Source organism: Kocuria sp. KH4 (assembly GCF_053711175.1).
On the sequence record NZ_JBSJYX010000045.1, the window covers coordinates 1 to 5752 of the forward strand.

Genomic DNA, 5752 nt, shown 5'->3' on the forward strand with positions numbered 1-5752 from the left:
GTTTGGTCGGGGTGGGTGGGTTTGTTTTTTCGTTTTTTTGACGGAGAGTTTGATCCTGGCTCAGGACGAACGCTGGCGGCGTGCTTAACACATGCAAGTCGAACGATGATCTCCCGCTTGCGGGGGTGATTAGTGGCGAACGGGTGAGTAATACGTGAGTAACCTGCCCTTGACTCTGGGATAAGCCTGGGAAACCGGGTCTAATACTGGATACGACTCCTCATCGCATGGTGGGGGGTGGAAAGGGTTTGACTGGTTTTGGATGGGCTCACGGCCTATCAGCTTGTTGGTGGGGTAATGGCTCACCAAGGCGACGACGGGTAGCCGGCCTGAGAGGGTGACCGGCCACACTGGGACTGAGACACGGCCCAGACTCCTACGGGAGGCAGCAGTGGGGAATATTGCACAATGGGCGCAAGCCTGATGCAGCGACGCCGCGTGAGGGATGACGGCCTTCGGGTTGTAAACCTCTTTCAGCAGGGAAGAAGCCACAAGTGACGGTACCTGCAGAAGAAGCGCCGGCTAACTACGTGCCAGCAGCCGCGGTAATACGTAGGGCGCAAGCGTTGTCCGGAATTATTGGGCGTAAAGAGCTCGTAGGCGGTTTGTCGCGTCTGCTGTGAAAGCCCGGGGCTCAACCCCGGGTCTGCAGTGGGTACGGGCAGACTAGAGTGCAGTAGGGGAGACTGGAATTCCTGGTGTAGCGGTGAAATGCGCAGATATCAGGAGGAACACCGATGGCGAAGGCAGGTCTCTGGGCTGTTACTGACGCTGAGGAGCGAAAGCATGGGGAGCGAACAGGATTAGATACCCTGGTAGTCCATGCCGTAAACGTTGGGCACTAGGTGTGGGGGACATTCCACGTTCTCCGCGCCGTAGCTAACGCATTAAGTGCCCCGCCTGGGGAGTACGGCCGCAAGGCTAAAACTCAAAGGAATTGACGGGGGCCCGCACAAGCGGCGGAGCATGCGGATTAATTCGATGCAACGCGAAGAACCTTACCAAGGCTTGACATTCACCGGACCGCCTCAGAGATGGGGTTTCCCTTCGGGGTCGGTGGACAGGTGGTGCATGGTTGTCGTCAGCTCGTGTCGTGAGATGTTGGGTTAAGTCCCGCAACGAGCGCAACCCTCGTTCTATGTTGCCAGCACGTGATGGTGGGGACTCATAGGAGACTGCCGGGGTCAACTCGGAGGAAGGTGGGGATGACGTCAAATCATCATGCCCCTTATGTCTTGGGCTTCACGCATGCTACAATGGCCGGTACAAAGGGTTGCGATACTGTGAGGTGGAGCTAATCCCAAAAAGCCGGTCTCAGTTCGGATTGAGGTCTGCAACTCGACCTCATGAAGTCGGAGTCGCTAGTAATCGCAGATCAGCAACGCTGCGGTGAATACGTTCCCGGGCCTTGTACACACCGCCCGTCAAGTCACGAAAGTTGGTAACACCCGAAGCCGGTGGCCTAACCCCTTGTGGGAGGGAGCCGTCGAAGGTGGGACTGGCGATTGGGACTAAGTCGTAACAAGGTAGCCGTACCGGAAGGTGCGGCTGGATCACCTCCTTTCTAAGGAGCCGTTGACCGCCGTGTGGTGGTCGCCCCCGCCTGAGTGCCCGTTCGTGGTGCTGGTGGGGTGAGCTCATGGGTGGAATATCAACGAGCAAGTGGCCGCGCCTGTGGTGCCGGCCGGGTTCTTCTTCAGTACCTGCTCCTTTCTCTGGGTCCCCTGTGCGGGGTCCGGTGGTGGGGTGGTGGAACGGTGGGGTCCGGGTGGTGAGGGTGTGGTCCATGGCGCACTGTTGGGTCCTGAGACAACAGGGCCCCCGAGGTATCTGCACCGTGGTGCTGCTGCCGCCTGTGACAGGGCGGTGGTGGCCGGGGTGTGGGGCGGGGGTGTGTTGGCTCTGGTTTCCCGGCGCCCCACGGGTGTGGGGGGCAGGGTCCTGGTTCACGGTCGCGTGCGTCCTTCGGTGGAAGCCGAGGGGGTTGCGCGGGTGTGGGGTGGGTCCGGCCCTGGAACACCGGTCGTGTGGGGTGTGTGGGTTGTTGTTTGAGAACTGTATAGTGGACGCGAGCATCTTAAGAACGCCCGTGCCGTGATCCCCGGTGCCTCCTTGTGGGGTGGTGGGGGGTGTGGTGCGGGAGAGTTCGTGATTGATCGCCGCCAGTCAGCTGCGGGGGGTTTCCCCCGGTGGTTGCTGGTCGGTGTGTTCTGTGATCATGTGGCAAGTTTTTAAGGGCGCACGGTGGATGCCTTGGCATCAGGAGCCGATGAAGGACGCGGTAATCTGCGATAAGCCTCGGGGAGCTGATAAACGAGCTGTGATCCGAGGGTCTCCGAATGGGGAAACCCCGCCACGTGTTATGCGTGGTGACCCGCATCTGAATGCATAGGGTGCGTGGAGGGAACGTGGGGAAGTGAAACATCTCAGTACCCACAGGAAGAGAAAACAACAGTGATTCCGTCAGTAGTGGCGAGCGAACGCGGAAGAGGCCAAACCGATGGTGTGTGAGACCCGGCAGGGGTTGCATCATCGGGGTCGTGGGGCGTGTCGTCCCGGGTCTGCCGGCCCGGGCGTGTGAGTGCAGGACGATAGTCGAACCGGTGTGAGTGCCGGGCCGTAGAGGGTGGGAGTCCCGTAGACGAAATCGTTGCTGCCGCACGGTGTGCGTACCCAAGTAGCACGGGGCCCGAGAAATCCCGTGTGAATCTGCCAGGACCACCTGGTAAGCCTAAATACTACCTGATGACCGATAGCGGACCAGTACCGTGAGGGAAAGGTGAAAAGTACCCCGGGAGGGGAGTGAAATAGTACCTGAAACCGTGTGCCTACAATCCGTCGGAGCCCTACAAGGTGACGGCGTGCCTTTTGAAGAATGAGCCTGCGAGTTAGTGTTACGTCGCGAGGTTAACCCGTGAGGGGTATCCGTAGCGAAAGCGAGTCTGAACAGGGCGAGTGAGTGGCGTGATCTAGACCCGAAGCGAAGTGATCTACCCATGGCCAGGTTGAAGCGCGTGTAAGAGCGCGTGGAGGACCGAACCCACTTCAGTTGAAAATGGAGGGGATGAGCTGTGGGTAGGGGTGAAAGGCCAATCAAACTTCGTGATAGCTGGTTCTCCCCGAAATGCATTTAGGTGCAGCGTTACGTGTTTCTTGCCGGAGGTAGAGCTACTGGATGGCCGATGGGCCCTACAAGGTTACTGACGTCAGCCAAACTCCGAATGCCGGTAAGTGAGAGCGTAGCAGTGAGACTGTGGGGGATAAGCTTCATAGTCGAGAGGGAAACAGCCCAGACCACCAACTAAGGCCCCTAAGCGTGTGCTAAGTGGGAAAGGATGTGGAGTTGCTCAGACAACCAGGAGGTTGGCTTAGAAGCAGCCACCCTTGAAAGAGTGCGTAATAGCTCACTGGTCAAGTGATTCCGCGCCGACAATGTAGCGGGGCTCAAGTACACCGCCGAAGTTGTGGCATTGCACCAATGATACCCAGCCGGGCCTTGCGCCCGGTTCAGGTGGTGCGATGGGTAGGGGAGCGTCGTGTGGGCAGTGAAGCTGCGGGGTGACCCAGTGGTGGAGCCCACACGAGTGAGAATGCAGGCATGAGTAGCGAATGACGGGTGAGAAACCCGTCCGCCGGATGATCAAGGGTTCCAGGGTCAAGCTAATCTGCCCTGGGTCAGTCGGGACCTAAGGCGAGGCCGACAGGCGTAGTCGATGGACAACGGGTTGATATTCCCGTACCGGCGAAGAACCGCCCCTATCGAACCGGGGACACTAACCACCCGAACCGCACCAGGTGCCGGCCATTGGCCGTCACCGGTGGCGGGGAGCGTGGGACCTGAACCGGGGAGGTAAGCGTATTAACAGGTGTGACGCAGGAAGGTAGCCGAGCCGGGCGATGGTAGACCCGGTCTAAGCGTGTAGGGCGATCCGTTGGCAAATCCGCGGATCATGTGCCTGAGACGTGACGGGACCCCCATCCGTGGGGGGATTCGGTGATCCTATGCTGCCGAGAAAAGCATCGACGCGAGGTTCCAGCCGCCCGTACCCCAAACCGACACAGGTGATCAGGTAGAGAATACTAAGGCGATCGAGAGAATCATGGTTAAGGAACTCGGCAAAATGCCCCCGTAACTTCGGGAGAAGGGGGGCCCGGACCGTGGACACCACTAGCTGGTGCGAGCGGGTAAGGGCCGCAGAGACCAGGGGGAAGCGACTGTTTATCAAAAACACAGGTCCGTGCGAAGTCGCAAGACGAGGTATACGGACTGACTCCTGCCCGGTGCTGGAAGGTTAAGAGGACCCGTTAGCCTCACGGCGAAGCGGAGAATTTAAGCCCCAGTAAACGGCGGTGGTAACTATAACCATCCTAAGGTAGCGAAATTCCTTGTCGGGTAAGTTCCGACCTGCACGAATGGAGTAACGACTTCCCCGCTGTCTCAACCATGAACTCGGCGAAATTGCAGTACGAGTAAAGATGCTCGTTACGCGCAGCAGGACGGAAAGACCCCGAGACCTTTACTATAGTTTGGTATTGGTGTTCGGTGTGGCTTGTGTAGGATAGGTGGGAGACGGTGAAGCGGGCACGCCAGTGCACGTGGAGTCAACGTTGAAATACCACTCTGGTCACTCTGGACATCTAACTTCGGCCCGTGATCCGGGTCAGGGACAGTGCCTGATGGGTAGTTTAACTGGGGCGGTTGCCTCCTAAAGAGTAACGGAGGCGCCCAAAGGTTCCCTCAGCCTGGTTGGCAATCAGGTGTCGAGTGTAAGTGCACAAGGGAGCTTGACTGTGAGAGCGACAGCTCGAGCAGGGACGAAAGTCGGGACTAGTGATCCGGCGGTACATTGTGGAATGGCCGTCGCTCAACGGATAAAAGGTACCTCGGGGATAACAGGCTGATCTTGCCCAAGAGTCCATATCGACGGCATGGTTTGGCACCTCGATGTCGGCTCGTCGCATCCTGGGGCTGGAGTTGGTCCCAAGGGTTGGGCTGTTCGCCCATTAAAGCGGTACGCGAGCTGGGTTCAGAACGTCGTGAGACAGTTCGGTCCCTATCCGCTGCGCGCGCAGGAAATTTGAGAAGACCTGTCCTTAGTACGAGAGGACCGGGACGGACGAACCTCTGGTATGGCAGTTGTACCGCCAGGTGCACCGCTGCTTCGCTACGTTCGGAAGAGATAACCGCTGAAAGCATCTAAGCGGGAAGCTCGCTTCGAGATGAGATTTCCAGACCCGCAAGGGTGAGAGGCCCCCAGCGAGACCACTGGGTTGATAGGCCGGAGGTGGAAGCACGAACCAACGACGTGTGCAGCCGACCGGTACTAATACGCCGACAACTTACCCCACACCCCACCCCCCCACCCGGTACCCCCGGGCGGACACGGGGGCAAGGGGTCACCACAGAACACCGCGTCCACTATACGGCTCCCAACCAACAACCCCCCGACCCCACCACCGACGGTGACCCGGGGCCGGCCAGGGAGCACAACAGAATACCGCCCACCACGGGCGGACCAGTGACTTACCCACCCCGCACCTGCCCACCCACGGGCAGCACGGCGGGGGTTCGGGAACACGAGTTACGGCGGTCATAGCGTGGGGGAAACGCCCGGTCCCATCCCGAACCCGGAAGCTAAGACCCACAGCGCCGATGGTACTGCACCCGCCAGGGTGTGGGAGAGTAGGACACCGCCGGACCACACCACAAGGGTCGAGCCCCCGCACACCACGTGCGGGGGCTCCCCACATC

Annotated in this window: 3 rRNA genes; all 3 read left to right on the forward strand. The window is 59.4% G+C overall.

From position 1 onward, the window contains the following. Positions 1 to 37 precede the first annotated feature (37 nt). Positions 38 to 1564 (forward strand): 16S ribosomal RNA (locus ACWCOM_RS18325). 657 nt (positions 1565 to 2221) lie between these two features. Further along, positions 2222 to 5348: ribosomal RNA gene (locus ACWCOM_RS18330) — 23S ribosomal RNA — on the forward strand. Positions 5349 to 5583: 235 nt separating this feature from the next. Further along, positions 5584 to 5700 (forward strand): 5S ribosomal RNA (gene rrf / locus ACWCOM_RS18335). The 16S, 23S and 5S rRNA genes sit together here, the layout of an rRNA operon. Positions 5701 to 5752: the final 52 nt, after the last annotated feature.